Here is a 14,932-nt window from a genome sequence, read left to right as displayed (position 1 = left end):
GACGTACGATGTATCTGTGAGGTGGCCCTGGCAGCGCAGGCAGCACAGCGAGCCGACGAATGAGCTGATCTCGATCGGCGACCCGGCTTTGGCTGGGTACTTCAACGTCGCCCCGAACTTCTCCGGCGTGGTGGTCGGCGAGGCCTCGGCGCTGGCCGTGTCCGCCTTCTACCGCGGCGTGATGCTCATCGCGACGACCTTCGCCGGGCTGCCGTTGAAGAGCTACACCGACGCTCCGAACGGGCAGCGCAAGCAGGTGACGTCGTGGCTGGACGATCCGGGCGGCGTGCCGGGCCAGACGCCGTTCGCCTGGAAAGAGACCTCGATCCTGCACCTGCTGCTGCACGGCGACTGCTTCCTCAAGCACGTCTCCAACCAGGGCGGCGCGCTGATCGGCTCGGTGCCGATCCACCCGCAGGCCGTGACCGTGGAGTGGGAGAAGGACCAGGCCGGCCGCTTCACCGGGCGCAAGCTGTACAAGTTCACGTCCGACGACGGCAAGCCGCGGGTGCTGTCCGAGGCGGACATGACGCAGGTGATGGGGCCGTCGCTGGACGGGCTGCGCGGGCTGTCGCTGCTGGGCGTGGCCCGCAACTCTCTCGGCACCACGATCGCTGGCGACCGTGCCGCCGCGAAGATGTTCCGTGACGGCGCCCTGATCGCCGGCTTGGTTAGCCCCGAGGATGACCTGGAGGACGACGAGTACGAGGCGGTGCAGGAAGGGCTCAACGCCCGAACCACCGGCCTGGACAACGCCGGCCGCATCGCGCTGGTCAGCAAGAAGCTCAACTTCACCCCGTGGACCATGTCCGCCGAGGACGCCCAGTTCCTCCAGTCGCGGCAGTTCCAGATCCAGGAGATCGCCCGCTGGACCGGCGTCCCGGCTTCACTGCTGATGGACCCCGGCGCGGTGTCCACCTGGGGCACCGGCGTGGAGATCCAGAACCGCGGCCTGGCCCGCTTCACCCTGTCCGGCTGGACGGGTCGGTTCGAGCAGCAGTTGTCTCGCACGCTGTCCGACCCGATGTTCTGCGAGTTCGAGTACGCCGGGCTGGAGCGGCCCACGCCGGAGCAGGAGATCGACCTGCTGATCAAGCAGGTGCAGGGCGGCATCCTCACCGCCAACGAGGCAAGGCGCATCCGCAACCTCCCGCCCATCGAGGGCGGCGACGACCTGCGCACCACCACCCCGGCTGCCGTACCGGCGCCCGCCGAACCCGCACCGCAGGAGGTCACCCCGTGACGCCGGACGAGCTGATGAAGCTGGCCGACCGCGGCCGCAAACTGGTGCGCCGGCCCGAGGCCAAGGGCGGCGACTGGTTCCGCATCGCCAACGCCGACGACGCCGAGCGGGCCGAGCTGTTCATCTACGGCGCGATCGGCGACTACTGGGGCGACGACGACGTCACCGCCGCAGCGTTCGCCCGGGCGCTGCGGACCATCACCGCGCCGAACCTCGACCTGCACATCAACTCCCCGGGCGGGCTGGTGTGGGACGGCATCGCCATCCACGCGGCGCTGCTGAACCACGCCGCCACGGTGGACGTGTACATCGACGGGGTCGCCGCCAGCGCGGCCAGCTTCGTGGCCATGGCCGGTGACACCATCGTCATCGAGAAGCCAGCCAAGCTCATGATCCACGACGCGTCCATGTTCGTCGCCGGGAACGCCGACGACATGCGCGAGGCGGCCCAGCTGCTCGACGACCTGTCGGACACGATCGCCACCGTCTACGCCGACCGGGCCGGCGGCGACGTCGAGACCTGGCGCGAGGCGATGAAGGTCGAGACCTGGTACTCGTCCGCCGAGGCGGTCGCTGCTGGGCTCGCCGACCGGATCGCCAACGACACCGCGGCCGCCGTGACGCCGGCCGCCCCCGCGGCCGCCACGCCGCCGCTGGCGGTCCCCGTGGCCGCCGCCACCACGACCCCTGCACCGGCACGTCGCCGGGGCAGCCAGAGCGCCACCACGGCGCACTCCCAGGGAGGAAAGGGTATGGACATCGCGGAGATCATGGCTGCCCTCAAGGCCATCATCGACGACGCGTCGGGTCGCTCGCTGACCGACGAAGAGGTCAAGCGGTACGAGGCGCTCGAGGTCGAGCTCGCGAACAAGCGCACCGAGGCGGTCAAGCAGCGGCAGGCGGCCTACGAGACCCCGGCCCGCGACAGCATCACCGCGGCCGTGCACGTGGCACCCGCACCCGAGGACGACGGCCTGGAGAAGGCGTTCGAGAACTACCTGCGCACCGGCCGGGCGAACGCCGACATCGCCGACCTGCGGGTCACCAACGCACAGGGCACCACGCCGGACGCCGAGGGCGGGTACACCGTCCCGCCCGGCTTCCTGCAGAAGCTGGTCGAGGTGCAGAAGTCCTTCGGCGGGCTCGCGCCGGAGGTCGACTCGTTCACCACCGAGACCGGCAACACCATCGAGTTCCCGACGCTGGACGACACCGCCTCGACGGGCGGCATCACCGCCGAGCACGCCGCGGTCACCAGCGGCACCGACCTCGTGTTCGGCACCGTGAACCTCCAGGCGTTCAAGTACACCTCGGCGGGCGCCGGCGCCAACCTCCCGCTGCGGGTCAGCGTGGAGCTGCTGCAGGACTCCGCGTTCGACATCACGGGCCTGGTGTCCCGGACGCTCGGCACGAGGATCGCCCGCAAGCAGGCCGTCGACTGGGTGACCGGGACGGGCACCACGCTCCCGTTCGGGATCGCCCGCGCCGGACTCACCGCCGACGTCACCCTGGCCGCCGGCAACGCGCTCACCTACCAGAAGCTGCTCGACATCGAGACCGCGCTGGACCCGGCCTACGAGCAGAACGCGAAGTGGGCGTTCAACAAGGCGACCTTCCAGGCCATCCGTGCGCTGGTCGGCTCCGACGGCCGGCCGCTGATCCAGGAGGCTGCCGAGGCCGGCATCGGTGGCCGCCCGGCCCGGAGCCTGCTCGGCTACCCGGTCGTCATCGACCAGGCGTTCCCCAACCACAACACGCTCTCGGCGAAGTGGGGAGTCCTCGGCGACCTGCGCGAGGCGTACGTGATCCGCCGGGTGTCCAACCTGGTCGTCATCGTCAACCCGTGGACGCGAGCGTCCAACGGCGAGGTCGAGTACATCGCCTGGGAGCGCGCCGACGGGAACGTCCAGAACCGCAAGGCGTACAGCCTCGCCGCCGCGAACGCTGCCTAGCCATGGCCGCGAAGCGACGCACCATCACCGAGCTCGCCGCGTACGAGCGGGAGCTGATGGCCGAGCTGGCGGCGGTCCGGGTGGAGATCTCCGAACGGGCCGGCCAGGTCGACCCCGAGCCCGAGCGGGCAGGGAAGAAGACCGCGGCGAAGCCGAAGCGGGAGGACGCCTGACATGGCGGAGTGGGCGGACATCAACGACGCGCAGCTCATCTGGGCTGACGCGGCGGAGATGGAGCCTGCCCTGCTGCAGCACCTGCTCGACGTCTCGCAGGAGCTTTGCGAGGCGTACGCGCCGACGCTGGCGGTAGATGCGCCAGTGCCGGCGCGGTACAAGCAGGCCGTCGTGCAGCAGGCCCGGGAGACCTGGTCGAACGCGCAGCGCGACGGCGACGTCCTCGGGTTCGACGGCGACTATGCCGTCCGGGTCCGCCCGCTCGCCGACTCAGTGAAGTCGCTGCTGCGACCGAACCGCGCTGTGCCGTCGTTCGGGGTCGTCGTCGAGGAGGAGTCGTGACCTCGATCCAGAAGTGGGCGGCCGACGTCCTCGACGACGCCCTGCCCGACGCGTACATCATCCGCGGCTACTCGTGGGCGCCCGACGCCGCGGAGCCCGGCAAGACGTTCGTGTCGGTGTACCGGACCATCGCCGAGCCAGCACCGAACGCGCAGGGCGCCCGCCGCCACGAGCTCGCCATCGACGTGATGACGAGCATCAGCGACCCGGCCAAGGCGGACGTCGCGCTGGACACGGCACTGAACGAGGTGCTGGAGGCCATCGACACCGACCCCGACTTCACCGGCCTGACGTGGACGCGGGCTGAACGCGGCGTGGCCGGTGACCAGCAGTACCCCGGCTACACCATCGCAGCCTGGTGCATCAGCACCAAGGAGACAGAGGAGAGTCCCTGATGGCTCAGATCGCCGTCGCCCCGATCGTGCTCAAGGACACGCTCCTGAGCATCGCGACCGACAACTACGAAGCGCACGTCAGCGGCGTCACGTTCACGCCGACCGCCGCCACCGTCGAGTGGCGGGGCCTCACGCCGAACGCCGTGTTCACCGACGTCAGCACGGAGACCTGGACGGTCGTTGTCGAGACGGTCCAGGACTGGGTCACGCCCGACAGCCTCTCGCGGTACCTGTTCGCGAACGCGGGCACGAAGGTCGACATGACGTTCAAGCCGCAGTCCGGCGTCGGCCCCACGTTCGAGGCCGAGGTCACCCTGGTCTCCGGCCCGATCGGTGGCGTCGGCCAGGCTGTGCCCGTCGGCTCAGTCACCCTGGGCGTCTCCGGCCGTCCCACCCTGGTCGACCCGTCGACCCCGTCGGCGTGGGCCGCGACGACCGCGTACGTCGTCGGCGACCGGGTCAGCATCGCCAGCGGCAGCGTGGTCCTGCGGGCGCTCACCGCCGGCACGTCCGGTGCCAGTGCGCCCGCCGCGCCCGGCCGCAGCAACGTCGTCATCAACGGCACCGTCGCCTGGCTGCAGACGGTCTGACCAATGCTCCGCGTCGGAGACCACCGCGAGCTGCAGGCTGTCGTCCTCGCCCTCAAGGCGATGGACCGCAGCCTCGCTCGCGACATCCGGCGCGACACCGTCAAGGTGATGAGCCCGGTCTGGAAGAGCCTCGTGGCCGAGCGGGCGTCGTGGCACATGGACCGCCGCGTCATCGTGCCGGGCACCCGGATCAAGGCAGGCAACCCGCCGGTCATGATCGCCGCTGCCAGTAGGCGCGCACTGTCCGGCGGTCTGATCCCGGTGCAGTCCTGGTCGGGCTTCGAGTTCGGGTCGAGCCAGTCCCGCACCACCACCTACACCCGCCGCAACCGCAGGTCCGGCGGCAGCCACCAGGTCACCCGCAACACCACCAGGCAGCTCGCCCGCCGCGCACCCAAGGGGCGCGTCGCCTATCCCGCGGCCAAGGAGATCGGCCCGCGGCTGGCATCGCTATGGGTGCAGACCGTCGTCCGTCGAGTCCACGAGGCAGCTGAAGGAAGGAGCTGACGATGGCCCGCCCAATCTCCATCCCGATCGTCAGCGACGTCAGCGGCTTCATCAAGGGCACCTCCGACGTCGAGCGTGCCCTTGACGACGTTGCCGACTCCCTGGATGACGTCTCCCGCGAGGCGCAGAACGCCGGAGACGATGCCGGCCGCGCTCTGTCTGACGGCATCGAGGACGGCGCCCGCGACGCCGAGCGCGCCCTGGACGATGTCGGCAAGAGTGACGGGCTGGAGCGTGTCGGCGACGAGGCCAAGCAGGCGGCCAAGGAAGTCGAGACCGCGGCCGAGAAGATGGAGCGCAGCTTCAAGGACGCCTTCGACTCGGCGAAGAAGGAGTCCGACGGGCTCGGCACGAAGGTCGGCACCGACACCCGCCGCGGCTTCGACGAGGCGTCCGAGGGTGCCCGCGAGTTCAAGGACGAGGCCAACTCCACGGCCAAGGAATCGGCGGCCAGCTTCGACGGCAGCGCCGCATCGATCGGCGACGCCTTCCAGGAGATCGCCGCGAACGCGTTCGCCGGGTTCGGCCCGGCCGGCGCGGCTGCTGGTCTGGCCATCGCGGGCGGTCTCGGCTTCGCGTTCTCCGCATTCGAGAAGTCCAAGGAGGAGGCGCAGAAGCTACGGGACCGGATCGGGGAGATCCGAGACAACCTGATCGACGTCCGGGTTGACGGTGGGTCCGCCCTCGGCCACGTGGCCGAGCGGATCCGGGAGATCATCAGCGAGACCGACGAGGCCAACACCGGCGTGGAGGACTTCACCACGGCGGTCAGGGATCTGTCGAACATCGATTTCGAGGAGTTCGCCCGCGGCCTGGCCGGTGACCCTGCTGCACTGGATGAGGCCATCCGCAAGGAGAAGGAGCGGCTAGAGCAGATCGACGCCGCTACGGGATTCGAGGGTGCGCTGGAGCGCGCCCGCGGCCTGTTCCACGAGACCGAGCGTGAGCGTGCCAACGAGCGGCTGGAGATCCTGGAAGCCGAGCGGGAGGCCCAGTCGTCCGCCGACAGCGAGGCGTTCCGCTCGTTGGCGGAGATCGCGGCCGCCGAGCAGGCCCGCGAGGAGCGCGCCGAGGCCGCCGCGGAGGCGGGAGCGGAGCGCGCAGCCCGTGTCCGTGAGGCGATGGAGCACGAGGCCGAAGCCGTCACCGGCCTGACCGAGGAATGGCAAGAGCACTTCGACGCCATCACCGACGACGGCAAGATCTCCATGGAGGAGCTGACCGCCAGCCTCGATCAGATGCTCGCCGACCAGGCGCGCAAGGCCGAGCTGTACGCGTTCGCGCAGACGACACTCACGGCCGAGCAGATGGCGGCGCTGGAGACGTTCGGCGAAGACCGGTGGGCGGTGCTGGACACGCTGATGAACACGCCACCGGAGGCGCGTGCGTCCACGCTCGCCAAGCTCCAGGCGGCCGGCGCGGCGATGGGCCGAAACCAGATGACTGGGTTCAAGTCGGAGATCCCGGACGAGATCCAGGGACCCCGCGTCCGGGTCGACGTGAACGACTCGGCGTATCGCCGCTGGGCCAGCGAAGTGGCCCGCAAGGGCGTGACGGTGCCACTGCGCGTGTCCACCTTCGGAAACCAGCTGGTGTGAGGGGGCGACCATGACGACGATCTCCGACGGCACCACCACCCTGACGCCGATGCTCGTCCTCGGCTGGACCCCGGCCCGTCAGGCCCGCACGGTCGCGCACCCGATGATCGGTCGGCCCGACCCCGACGTGACCCTACGCCCGCACGCGACGCGCTCCGGGCAACTGCGGATCCTCTGTGCCGACGAGGCCGCCGCCGTCGCGATGGAGGCCATGCACGCCTCCGGCGTCCTGCTGACGCTCGCCGACGACGACGTCACCTCGGTGGCGATGACGTACGCCGTCACCGGGCCGCTCGGCCACGAGCTCGACCCGGTGACCCTCGTCCGCTGGATCGTCACCGCCGACTTCACGGAGGTGTCCCCTTGACCGCCTCCACCCACACCAACCGGCTGCAGGTCGGCGGCGTCACACTCCAACCGGAGACCATCTCGCTGGACCTGGACGAGGAGCGCATCCCGTACGCGATCCTCCGCGCCACGGTGCCCCTCGACGACGCCACGATCGACACCCTCGACCCGCGCACCAGCCCGCCACCGCGAGTCAACGTCGGCATGAGCCAGGCGTTCGGGTACGGGCAGACGCTGGCCGACCTCGACGCCAGCTTCGCTCCGCTCCTCGATCCGGACATCGGATTCCCCCGGGTGAACCTGCGGGACCTGTCGATGGGCACGGACGACGTCAACCCGAACTCCGGGTTTGAGACGGGTCTCCAGGGCTGGGCCGCCACGAGCATCGACACCACGATCGCCGTGTCCTCCACGGAGTTCGCTTCCGGGTTGCAGTCGATGGAGATCACGGCCACCGTCAGCCCGGCGACCGTTCTCTGCGACGCGTTCCCCATGGAGATGCTGGGCCGGCTCTTCGTTCAGGTGTTCGTGAACGTCGCGTCCGGGGTGACCAACGCCACGTTCCGGCAGTACTTGTACGACGCGAACGGGGTGTTCCTCCAGCAGCGCGGGGTGCAGGTGAACGACCCCACTCCGGGGCTGTGGTACCGGCTGCGCCTGGAAACGAGTGTCACCCCGGGCGTCAACGACCTGGCCCGATTCTGCCGGCTGGAGGCGCGCCTGACCGGAACGAACCCGCACGCCTACGTGGACGACTTCACGTTCCGGTACGGGCGGCCGAATCTGGCCAGCCTCACCGCCCAGTACGGCACCCCGTTCAACCCCGGCGGGTGGCGCCCATCCACCCGCGTCCGCGGCAAGCTGTACCTTGCCGACCGCCAGGTCGACCACGCCACCGGCACGGTCCAGATCACCGCCAACAGCGACGACGGGCGCCTCAACGAGTACGCCCTCACCTCCCGCACGGCGATGACCCCCGGCGGCTCGACGGTCCGCGACTGCTGCAACATGGTCCTAGGGCACGTCTTGAACACCGCTCTCCCGGCCGGGTCGACCGGGAGCGAGATCGTCGAGACCGACGCGCTGGCGTGGCAGCCCGGCGAGCTCGCCTGGTCGTACCTGGGGTCGATCATCGGCATGGCCGGGCTTAGGTTGTGGTGCGACGAGCGTGGCCTGTGGCACCTCGAGGACCCCGAGCTGGTCGAGGTGCGCGGCCAGTACGTCGCCTCGCCGGACATCCTCGCCGACCTCACCGACGCCGTGTCCCGCGAAAACGGCGGCTGGGGCGACGGCGCAGTCGTCACATTCGAGTGGACCGACAGCAACGGCGACCGGCGGACCCGATACGACGCTGCCGGTCTGCAGGGTGGCCGCACCATCACCCGCACCGTCGAGCGGGCCTACCCGGGCACGGGTGCTGCCCGCGGGATGCTGCGCAAGGCGCAGGCCCTGGGCCGCGTGCTCGGCTTGGGCGGCGTCGCGGACTACTCCGTGCGCCCGTACCAGGCGGCACAGGCCACCTTGCCCGACGGCTCCCTGCACGCCGGCGCCGTCGCCGCGGTCACCTGGTCGCAGCCCAACGACGTCATGACCGTGCGCACCCGCGACCTGCTCGGCATCACCGAGAACAGCTACCTGTACACGCCGTCTGGCGTGGCCTACGACGACGTCCCGGCCGGGGTGTCGTACGCCGCATACCTGTGGGAGGGCTGACCGATGGCGAACGGCGACCTGGCTGCCAGCGTCGGCATGGACACCGTGGCGGGGTCCGACGACATCAGGCTCGCCTACGACGAGGAGAACAAGGGCCGCGACTACCTGGCCGCCCACCGTCTGACCGGCACGCACAGCGCCGGCCAGATCACGTCCGGGACGCTGCCGGTTGCCCGCGGAGGCACCGGCCGGTCGGCGCCGTTCGCCAACGCCTCGACGTCGCAGCCACGCCCGTCCGCCCGGCGGCTGCTGTTCGTGGACGTGGAGAACACGGTGTTCTCATCCAACGCCACACTGCACCCGACGTACCTCGGCTACGAGGTGCACTTCACCACGCTGCTCGGTGTCGACTTTGACGACGGCCAGGCGGTCGAGCCGCACGGCGCACCCTTCACCCCGACCGAGGTCATCGTGCAGGGCCTCCTCACCGCGGGTGGCGGGATCGTCGTGTGCACGGCCCGGGCCGACAACGAGCCGGCCAACTCGGAGAACGTGTTCCTCCGGGCGCACAACGTCGCCGGGCCCTACGACGGCACCCTGTCCAAGGTCGTCCTGCTCTGCCTGCGGGAGGCCTGACGTGGCGACCGGCGCGTACGACAGCAACGGCATCTGGATCTTCGGCGAGGACGACCCGGCCGCGCCGTTCTCCGACCTGCTCAACCTCGGCATGGAGTCGGTCTCGGACGAGATCGCCAACGACCGGACGCGACTGGACGGCCTGGAGTTGCTGGGTGCCCGCTCCACCTGGACGCCGACCTTCACCAACGCCACCGTCGGCAACGGCGACGTGACCGCCTACTGGGCGAGCATCGGTGGTCTCGCCGCCTGGCAGTGGAAGTGGGTCTTCGGTTCGACGTCGACCATCTCCGGCGTATTCGCCAGCAACCTGCCGACGCTGGTGGCGGGTGGGTCGTGGATGAGCGTCGGCTACGGCTATGCCGCCCGCGGCACGGCGTCGACGAACCGCACGACGCTCATGTGCCGCATGACCGGCTCGACCACGTTCAACCTGTGGATGGACGGCAACAGCGTCAACGCCACCGCCCCTCTCGGCAACTGGCTCGCCGGCGACGTCATCAGCGTGGGAGGGGTGTACTTCCCAGCATGAGCGACGCCGAGACTGTGGCTCTGATCTCGACCGCCGGCCTGGTGCTGGTGGCGCTCATCGGTCTGCTGGTCGAGCAGGTCCGCACCCGCCGCCGCGCCGACAGCGTCGTGCACGAGGTCACCCCGAACAGCGGCGCGTCGATGCGCGACGTCGTCGACCGCATCGACCGCCGCCTCGTCACATCCGGTGAGCGCGGCGAACGCACCGAGGGCAAGGTCGACCGGCTCGCATCACGCTTCGACGCCCACCTCGAGCAGGCAGCCCGCGAGTCCCGCATCATCGAACGAATCGTGCGCCACCTCGACCTGCCCGACGCGTAGCTGGCCCCCCTCCCCACCCTGGCGCCAACGACCCTAGGATCGGAACGACGGTCCCGCCTGGTGATCTTCACACTAAGAGGCCATACGCCCGCGAGGCGGAGGCCTGCAGGCGGGACCGTCCCAGGCATGACGGACCCCCGCCACCGTGAAGGTGACGGGGGTTCCGCTCGGCGCTAGGGAGGTCACCTCTCGGTGACGATGATGTTCAGGCCGTCGTCGGGATGGTACGTCCACTGCGCCTCGTAGCCCTCCCAGTCGTCGCTCTGCGTACCGTCCAAGGCGCGGGTCGACGACATGTGCTCGATGACGGCGGTGGGCGCCTGCAGCTCCTCCAGAACGCACGCCATGTCCTCGACGCTGGTCAGTCCGATGTCTGCCATGGCGTCCTCGAGCTCGGCGTCGTCGTCAAGGAGATCGGTGAGCGCGTCGCCGTAGCCGGCCAGAACCAGGGTCGCGCCGTCGTCCTCGATGCGTCCGGCGTCGCCGCACGCGGCGCTGGCGTCCTCCAGGGTCGGGCCGGCGGTCAGGGACCGGATGATCAGGGTGGCGCCGATGGCGATGCCGATCAGTACGGCGGCGATGGCGGCCCAGCCAACAGGATGGATCTTCCTCATGATGTGCTCCCCCTCCTACAGGGTCGGATTGTGCGCTTGGGGTCGGACTGAACTACCGGCCGAGGACGGCCAGCAGCGCGAAGTAGACGGCCACCGCGAGGGCCGTCGTCCAGACCAGCAGGACCCAGAAGCGGGGATCGCGCCACATCCGCCTCACCGCCGCCACCACCCGACGGCCAGCCCGATGACGAGGCCCACCAGCACGGCCACGCTCACGATGACGGCCAGCTCACCGACACCCATCGACACCCGGATCGCGGTCGTCATGCGGTCACCACCCGGAACGAGGCGCGGCGCTCCTCGGGTGACGCCGCGACTACGAGGCGCTCTTCCTGCACCCGCTGCAGCTCGGCGTCGACCCGGTCGAATGCCCGAATCGCGGCCGACCGCTCAGCCTTGAGCTGTCGGATTCGCTCGTCCAGCAGGCTCATGCCGTCACCACCCGGAACTGAGCACGGCGCTGGGCAGGGGTCAGCCTCGATGCGGTCTCGTCAGCGCCTTCCCGCCGGCGGGCCAGCTCGTCGATCACTACAGCGAGCGTCGCCGTGAGGAGTCGATCCGCCGTCTCCAGCTCATGCGTCGGGATGCGGTCTGCGAACGTCACCGGTCCTCACCGCCGACCAGGTGCCCGGTGGCCTTCAGGCCGTACAGGAGCGTCGTGCACAGGTGCCGCTCCCGCTCGGTCATCGGACCCTCGTGCTCCTCCAGGGAGTCGACCCACTCCGTCAGGCGGCTCACCGGGCCCCACCACCGGCCTGCTCGCGCAGGGCCACGAGCCCGGTACGGAGGGCGGACAGCCGGGACCGGGTCGCGGCCAGGTCCTCCAGCGCCGCCTCGAGGTCACCCAGCACCACGTCGGCGAGGTCGGCCAGCTGCGCCGCGGTCATCGGCCCACCACCCAGACTGCGAGGGTCAGGATGACGATGACGGCCACGGCCAGCGCGAGCTCCATCCGGCGGCGGCGCTGCGACCGGTACGCCTCGCCCGTCGGGAGGACGTAGGAGACCTCCTCGGTCTCCGGGTCGTGCGTCTGCCCCACGGAGTCCGTGGCGGCGCGCAGCTGCAGCAGCAGCTCATTGGTCGCGATGGCGTGGTGGGTCACGTTCGCCACCGCGTTGCGGGCATCGACGAGGCGGTCCATCGCCTCGGCCAGCTCGTCGAGCGCCCGCTCGACGAGATCGGGCACGGAGTCGTTGGCGCTCATCGGGTCACCGCCGTCAGGCAGTCGAAGCAGACCTGCACCTGCAGGCCGTCACGCTCGGTCCACCACCAGCTGAATAGGCTCACGCGCCCACAGTCGGCGCACGCCATCGCGGCGCGGGGATGGGGCTGGATGTCGGGGATACTGGTGTTCACGGCCGCCTCCGTTGCGGTCGAGGTCCCGTCGTGAGCTGAACCCTCTCGGCGGGACCGCCTTGAATGGTTGTGTCTCGCCAGAATGTCCCCGAGCCCAAGACCTCGAAGAACCGCGTCCACCTCGACGTCCGCGCCTGGCGCTACACCGACGCGTCGGGGGGCCGCCCGCCGGAGGCCGAGGTCCAGGCAGCCATCGCCGCCAAGGTCGACGAACTCGTCGCCGCCGGCGCGACGGTCGGCGGCACGGTCGAGCAGTACGGCAACGCCTGGACCGTCCTCCACGACCCCGAAGGCAACGAATTCTGCGTCGTCTGACCCCGGCCTCGCCGTGCGGCGGCCTGCCCCCGCCACTGATGGGCTGCCCCTGAGCCGGCGGCATCCCCGATCCGACGGGACTTCCTTGCCGCTGGCGGTCGGCTCCCTGTGCTGTCGGCCCGCGCATCGGCGGCGAGCCCGCCGCGGTGCCGGTGCTCGGCTCCGTGTACGCGGCCCGCCCCCGCGACGCCTGTCCTGCGAGCCGACGGTGCGCTGGTGGAGGCACGTTCCGGGGGCCGGCGCGGTCCAGCCCGAGCCGGCGGACTGGCCCTCGCCCGCGCCGAGCGGCATCGTTCTGCCCGCCGGCTGGGACCGCTGACACCCGCCGAACCGGCGGATACCCGAATTTCGGGCGCGTCAGAGATCGATTCGCCGGTCAACCGCCGGAAATTCAAGTATCCGCCGGATCCGCGGACATCGAGCGGCGACGGCGAGGCCCGGCGACCCGCCGTCGCGCTGCCACCCCGGTTCCGGCACCTGGGACGTTCCGTCCACAGCCCTGACCAGTTCCGCCGGTTGTCCACAGAACCCGGTTTCGGCGCCCGCCTCGGCCGGTGCGGCGACCTAGCGTCGCAGGCATGCGATCGTTCCGTTCCCGCTCCGTCGACGACCACACGGCGGCGCTCGCCCGAGCCCGGGTGGCGCACGTCGCTGGTCGACCCTGGGCGGACGGAGCCGGGTTCGTCGCAGACGGCCTCGAACCGCCGCCCGCCTGGTCGGACGAGAACCAAGGGCCGCCGCCGTTGGCGGAGCCAGACCATACCCCTCTGCCCGGCATGCGTCCTGCCGACCGAGGGCACGCGGCGGCGTCGGCGCGCCCGGCCAGCCGCGCGTCGACTGGCATCCTGGCGGCGAACCGAGCGGATCGAGCGGATCGAGCGGACCGAGCGGACCGAGCGGACCGAGCGGACGCGGCGGACCGAGCGGACCGGGCGGACCGAGCGGACCGAGCGGACCCGGCGGACGCGGCGGACCGAGCCGACCCGGCGGACGCGGCGGACCGAGCGGACCCGGCGGACCGAGCGGACCGAGCCGACCCGGCGGACGCGGCGGACCCAGCGAACCAGGCGTCGCTGCTCCGGTCGGCTGCCCCGTCTCGGCGGGCGGCGCAACTCGCCGAATCGGGACCAGCGGCGGCGCAGGCGGCCGATCCGGCGTCCGTGCCGCCGTGGGCCCGACCGGCCAGCGCGTCTCGCCCGGCGGCAGGAATCGGCGACGCGGATCCTCAGCCAGAGCATCCCGTCGACCCGACGGTGCCGCCGCCCACCGCGGCCATGCCCCCGATCCGGTTCTGGCGGCTGGGGCTGGAACGCATCCACCTCGCCGTCATCGTGCTCGTGGTGCTCATCGGGGCTATCGGCGCCGCCGTCCTCTTCCTGCTGGCCCGGCCCGAGGTCGTGCCGATCGAGCCCGAGCTGCTCGCCACCGGCACCGCCGTCGCCGCCGACCCACCGGCCAGCGAGCCCACCGACGGCGATCCACCCGCCGGCCCGTCAGACACCCCGACGGCCGCCACCGGCGGACCGATCGTCATTCACGTCGCCGGCCTCGTCGCCCGCCCGGGTGTCGTCGAGTTGCCATCCGGTTCTCGGGTCGTCGACGCCATCGAGGCGGCGGGCGGCGCGACGCCCGATGCCGACCTGACTCCGATCAACCTCGCCCGCGTCCTCACCGACGGCGAGCAGGTACTCGTCACCGCCGATCCGCCGCCGGCCGCGCCGCCTGCCCCGTCCGCCGGTGGCCCGGCCACACCGACGACGGAAGCGCCGGTCAACCTCAACACCGCGACGGCCGCCGAGCTCGAGGCCCTGCCCGGCATCGGCCCGGCCCTGGCCGGCCGCATCCTCGACTGGCGCGAGCAGAACGGCCGGTTCACCAGCATCGACGAGCTGCGCGAGGTCTCCGGCATCGGCGAGCAGCGGTTCGCCCAACTCGAACCGATGGTGACGCTATGAGCCGCGCGCCAACCCCACGCTCCGCTCGCCCGGCCGCGCTCGTCCGAGGGCCGGCGGACGCTCGCCCCGCTGCGTCCGTCCGAGGATCGGCCGACACTCGCGCCGGCCCGCTCGGCCGGGATGCGGCGCCCGTCTCGCCTGGCCGGGATGCGGCGCCCGTCTCGCCTGGCCGGGATGCGGCGTCCGCCTCGTCCGCCGCCGACCTGCTGGATCTGCGTCTTGTGCCCGCCGCGCTCGGTCTCTGGCTCGGCGCACTGGCCGGTGTTCTCGTGCCGTGGCGCACCGGCCTCGCGGGTTGCGCATTGGCCGTCGTCATCGCCGCGGTCGTCCTGCGCGGGACTCGCCCACGAACCGACAAAGCGCCGCCCGACGTCCCGGGTCCCGCCGACGTCGCGCGTCCCG

At 71.1% G+C, this 14,932-nt stretch carries 22 protein-coding genes; 15 read left to right on the top strand and 7 right to left on the bottom strand.

The features are described 5' to 3' along the window. Positions 1–16: 16 nt before the first annotated feature. Genes ACW62_RS19990 through ACW62_RS19935 form a run of 13 tightly spaced genes read left to right on the top strand, consistent with a single transcriptional unit; the run spans position 17 to position 10,290 of the window. Positions 17–1,243, top strand: coding sequence for a phage portal protein (locus ACW62_RS19990; protein WP_053205846.1), 1,227 nt, complete (start codon positions 17–19; stop codon positions 1,241–1,243). Then, a complete protein-coding gene (locus ACW62_RS33325) occupies positions 1,240–3,195 on the top strand; it encodes a phage major capsid protein (protein ID WP_083459954.1) in 1,956 nt (651 codons plus the stop codon). Before ACW62_RS19990 ends, ACW62_RS33325 begins: the two co-directional genes overlap by 4 nt. 2 nt (positions 3,196–3,197) lie before the next feature. After that, positions 3,198–3,368 carry a hypothetical protein gene (locus ACW62_RS34205; protein ID WP_157574859.1) on the top strand — a complete coding sequence of 57 codons (171 nt, stop codon included), beginning with the start codon at positions 3,198–3,200 and terminating at the stop codon, positions 3,366–3,368. Position 3,369: 1 nt separating this feature from the next. Continuing rightward, on the top strand, positions 3,370–3,711 hold the full coding sequence (locus tag ACW62_RS19980) for a head-tail connector protein (protein ID WP_053205845.1): 342 nt from the start codon (positions 3,370–3,372) through the stop codon (positions 3,709–3,711). After that, on the top strand, positions 3,708–4,106 hold the full coding sequence (locus tag ACW62_RS19975; protein ID WP_053205844.1) for a hypothetical protein: 399 nt from the start codon (positions 3,708–3,710) through the stop codon (positions 4,104–4,106). Before ACW62_RS19980 ends, ACW62_RS19975 begins: the two co-directional genes overlap by 4 nt. Next, a complete protein-coding gene (locus ACW62_RS19970) occupies positions 4,106–4,696 on the top strand; it encodes a hypothetical protein (protein WP_053205843.1) in 591 nt (196 codons plus the stop codon). Before ACW62_RS19975 ends, ACW62_RS19970 begins: the two co-directional genes overlap by 1 nt. 3 nt (positions 4,697–4,699) lie before the next feature. Beyond that, positions 4,700–5,203 carry a hypothetical protein gene (locus tag ACW62_RS19965; protein WP_053205842.1) on the top strand — a complete coding sequence of 168 codons (504 nt, stop codon included), beginning with the start codon at positions 4,700–4,702 and terminating at the stop codon, positions 5,201–5,203. A 2-nt stretch (positions 5,204–5,205) separates the two neighbouring features. Continuing rightward, entirely contained in the window at positions 5,206–6,801 is a 1,596-nt protein-coding gene (locus ACW62_RS19960; protein ID WP_053205841.1) for a hypothetical protein, read from the top strand. 10 nt (positions 6,802–6,811) lie between these two features. After that, positions 6,812–7,168, top strand: a complete 357-nt coding sequence (locus ACW62_RS19955) for a hypothetical protein (protein ID WP_053205840.1) — start codon at positions 6,812–6,814, stop codon at positions 7,166–7,168. Beyond that, positions 7,165–8,862 carry a hypothetical protein gene (locus tag ACW62_RS19950; RefSeq protein WP_053205839.1) on the top strand — a complete coding sequence of 566 codons (1,698 nt, stop codon included), beginning with the start codon at positions 7,165–7,167 and terminating at the stop codon, positions 8,860–8,862. Before ACW62_RS19955 ends, ACW62_RS19950 begins: the two co-directional genes overlap by 4 nt. A 3-nt stretch (positions 8,863–8,865) precedes the next feature. Beyond that, on the top strand, positions 8,866–9,438 hold the full coding sequence (locus ACW62_RS19945; protein ID WP_053205838.1) for a hypothetical protein: 573 nt from the start codon (positions 8,866–8,868) through the stop codon (positions 9,436–9,438). A 1-nt stretch (position 9,439) separates the two neighbouring features. Continuing rightward, positions 9,440–9,970: a hypothetical protein gene (locus ACW62_RS19940; RefSeq protein WP_053205837.1), complete on the top strand. Its 531-nt coding sequence runs from the start codon at positions 9,440–9,442 to the stop codon at positions 9,968–9,970. Continuing rightward, the gene (locus ACW62_RS19935; protein ID WP_053205836.1) at positions 9,967–10,290 is read left to right on the top strand and encodes a hypothetical protein; all 324 of its coding nucleotides are present in this window, start codon (positions 9,967–9,969) and stop codon (positions 10,288–10,290) included. Before ACW62_RS19940 ends, ACW62_RS19935 begins: the two co-directional genes overlap by 4 nt. 182 nt (positions 10,291–10,472) lie before the next feature. Here the strand turns inward: ACW62_RS19935 and ACW62_RS19930 are convergent, their stop codons facing one another. The 7 genes from ACW62_RS19930 to ACW62_RS34180 all read right to left on the bottom strand — a co-directional run bounded on the left by ACW62_RS19930 (position 10,473) and on the right by ACW62_RS34180 (position 12,260). Continuing rightward, positions 10,473–10,904, bottom strand: a complete 432-nt coding sequence (locus tag ACW62_RS19930) for a hypothetical protein (protein ID WP_053205835.1) — start codon at positions 10,902–10,904, stop codon at positions 10,473–10,475. Positions 10,905–11,167: 263 nt separating this feature from the next. Then, positions 11,168–11,335: a hypothetical protein gene (locus tag ACW62_RS34200; protein WP_157574858.1), complete on the bottom strand. Its 168-nt coding sequence runs from the start codon at positions 11,333–11,335 to the stop codon at positions 11,168–11,170. Continuing rightward, a complete protein-coding gene (locus tag ACW62_RS34195; protein ID WP_157574857.1) occupies positions 11,332–11,508 on the bottom strand; it encodes a hypothetical protein in 177 nt (58 codons plus the stop codon). The genes ACW62_RS34200 and ACW62_RS34195 overlap by 4 nt, the downstream gene beginning before the upstream one ends. Continuing rightward, the gene (locus tag ACW62_RS34190; RefSeq protein WP_157574856.1) at positions 11,505–11,642 is read right to left on the bottom strand and encodes a hypothetical protein; all 138 of its coding nucleotides are present in this window, start codon (positions 11,640–11,642) and stop codon (positions 11,505–11,507) included. Before ACW62_RS34190 ends, ACW62_RS34195 begins: the two co-directional genes overlap by 4 nt. After that, entirely contained in the window at positions 11,639–11,791 is a 153-nt protein-coding gene (locus ACW62_RS34185) for a hypothetical protein (RefSeq protein WP_157574855.1), read from the bottom strand. The genes ACW62_RS34190 and ACW62_RS34185 overlap by 4 nt, the downstream gene beginning before the upstream one ends. After that, positions 11,788–12,108 (bottom strand): hypothetical protein, encoded by a 321-nt coding sequence (locus ACW62_RS19925; protein ID WP_053205834.1) that lies wholly within the window; start codon positions 12,106–12,108, stop codon positions 11,788–11,790. Before ACW62_RS19925 ends, ACW62_RS34185 begins: the two co-directional genes overlap by 4 nt. Then, positions 12,105–12,260, bottom strand: coding sequence for a hypothetical protein (locus ACW62_RS34180; RefSeq protein ID WP_157574854.1), 156 nt, complete (start codon positions 12,258–12,260; stop codon positions 12,105–12,107). Before ACW62_RS34180 ends, ACW62_RS19925 begins: the two co-directional genes overlap by 4 nt. A gap of 69 nt (positions 12,261–12,329) precedes the next feature. Between ACW62_RS34180 and ACW62_RS19920 the strand changes: the two genes are divergently transcribed. Together ACW62_RS19920 and ACW62_RS19915 are read left to right on the top strand one after the other, a co-directional pair. Then, positions 12,330–12,575 (top strand): VOC family protein, encoded by a 246-nt coding sequence (locus ACW62_RS19920; RefSeq protein WP_053205833.1) that lies wholly within the window; start codon positions 12,330–12,332, stop codon positions 12,573–12,575. A gap of 1,253 nt (positions 12,576–13,828) precedes the next feature. Then, complete coding sequence (locus ACW62_RS19915) at positions 13,829–14,530, top strand: ComEA family DNA-binding protein (RefSeq protein WP_205629481.1); 702 nt, start codon at positions 13,829–13,831, stop codon at positions 14,528–14,530. Positions 14,531–14,932: the final 402 nt, after the last annotated feature.

It is taken from the genome of Jiangella muralis, from assembly GCF_001270745.1.
GTDB lineage: Bacteria > Actinomycetota > Actinomycetes > Jiangellales > Jiangellaceae > Jiangella > Jiangella muralis.
Note: the sequence above shows the minus strand (reverse complement) of the source record. Positions and strands in the feature narration are given on the sequence as shown.